A 1,825-nucleotide genomic window follows, 5' to 3' on the forward strand; every position below is an offset into this window, starting at 1 on the left:
GCCCGCGGAAAGCGAAGTGTCTGGAACGGAAATCAACAGACAAGTATAACACAGCCTTAAGATTAAAAAATAATACTTTATTTTTCAGTTATAAAATTCCATGAAGATGTCTAAAAAGAATATGATATCATCTGGCACGGAGGTTAATAATGAATCGACAACAACGAATGAGACTATACGATTTTCAGGAAAGAGCCTACACAGAAGGAACTGTTGAACAAATTAATGAACAATGGATCTTCTTTGATGAGGAAACGGAAGAAGCTGAAATGTTAGATGATTACCTTCAGCAAGAAATTGAAGTCTTCCGGATGAACCGTTGGAAGAGAGGTAAATTGTACGAAACAGGAAAAATCCGAATTGGAAACGAAGCAACCATGCTTCGTAATCATGATTTAGTCAGGATTAGGAAACATTTAGTTTATTCACTTGAAAGGCTTTTAGATGGGATAAATGATGATGCCTTTTTTCAATTTGTTACCACTTTAAACTCCTTAAACTTTTCTATTTACGATTGCATCTATTGTTATAATCATTTATCCTTCTTATCGGATGAAAATCGTAAGGATGGGGTAAATTTTTTAGTCTTCGATAATCAGGAACAAATTTGTAATGTCCAACACCATTTTTGTTATTACGAAAAGGTGAATGATCGGTTTGAATTTACATTAAATACGGGAAAACGATTAGTGATAGAGAAAATGATCTCATAGAAAAAAAGGCATGGGCATCCACGCCTTTTTCATTTGAATCCATTTAGTTCCCAATGTATTTGGAATAAAGCAACTTTGCTTTGACCACATCATTAGTTCCATGAATCAATACACGTGCATCTTTAAACACAACAATTGAAGTATCTACATCTGGAGAAAAGCGGAGCAAATAGTCATTTCCCGACACACTGCCACTTTTCTTAAGATTCTCGGCTAACTTTCTTACATCCAATTCGCGTTTATTTCGTGGATTAATTTGGATCGTATTACGCCCGCAAAGTGTTGTATAAGCTATCTGCTGATCTGAAGATCGATCGAGAAAATCAAATTGATGGTTCACACATGTTGGACAATGCGGATTTCTCCCTTCGGAAATATCCATTTGCAAGGTGGAATAATCCCAAATATCAATTTGTTCTAAATTAGGTGTAGTCTTTTCCCCAATTAATATTTTGATTGCCTCGAGGGCTTGAAATGATCCAATAATATCTGTTAACGGTGACAATACACCAACGGTATCGCAGGTTTCCCCTGTCCCAGTTGGAACATTAGGAAAGAGACAGCGATAACAAGGTGTTTTTCCTGGTATTATGGAAGTAAACATCCCTCTAGAGCTTACAGCTGCCCCATGAACCCAGGGAACTCGATACTTAACAGCCACATCATTGATTAAGAAGCGTGTCATAAAATTATCGGTACCATCTACGATGCAATCCATACCTGTTAATAATTCTTCTGCATTATCAAGGTTTATATCAGCGATATGTGCATCAATGGTAACAGATGAATTAATTTTATTTAACCTTTTTTGGGCCGCGATGACTTTTGGAAGCTGTAAGCTTGCATCCTCTTCATCAAAGAGCGTCTGACGCTGCAGATTTGAAAGTTCAACCAAATCCCGATCAATTAAACGGATATAGCCCACCCCTGAACGGACAAGATGGTTAGCAATCACCGTACCAAGTGCTCCTACTCCCACAATGGCCACTTTGCTATTCAATAATTTTATTTGACCTGTCTTCCCTATCTGTTGAAAAAGAATCTGTCTTGAATAGCGTTCAATTTCACTCATATTACACCTCTTTTCCAAACTACTATTATTTTACCAAATT

2 protein-coding genes are annotated in these 1,825 nt (G+C 36.9%); one reads left to right on the forward strand and one right to left on the reverse strand.

The window, feature by feature from the left end:
- The first annotated feature begins 149 nt into the window (after positions 1-149).
- Entirely contained in the window at positions 150-713 is a 564-nt protein-coding gene (locus V7659_RS22505; protein WP_144553579.1) for a DUF2777 domain-containing protein, read from the forward strand.
- 43 nt (positions 714-756) lie between these two features.
- Here the strand turns inward: V7659_RS22505 and V7659_RS22510 are convergent, their stop codons facing one another.
- Complete coding sequence (locus V7659_RS22510) at positions 757-1,785, reverse strand: ThiF family adenylyltransferase (protein ID WP_335453333.1); 1,029 nt, start codon at positions 1,783-1,785, stop codon at positions 757-759.
- Between the last annotated feature and the right edge of the window lie 40 nt (positions 1,786-1,825).

The sequence above is a fragment of the Neobacillus drentensis genome, assembly GCF_036966985.1.
Classification (GTDB): Bacteria; Bacillota; Bacilli; order Bacillales; family Cytobacillaceae; genus Neobacillus; species Neobacillus drentensis_E.

Coding starts and splice junctions, on each gene's coding strand:
- V7659_RS22510 (WP_335453333.1), bottom strand. CDS start 1,785: ATGAGTGAAATTGAACGCTATTCAAGACAGATTCTTTTTCAACAGATA.
- V7659_RS22505 (WP_144553579.1), top strand. CDS start 150: ATGAATCGACAACAACGAATGAGACTATACGATTTTCAGGAAAGAGCC.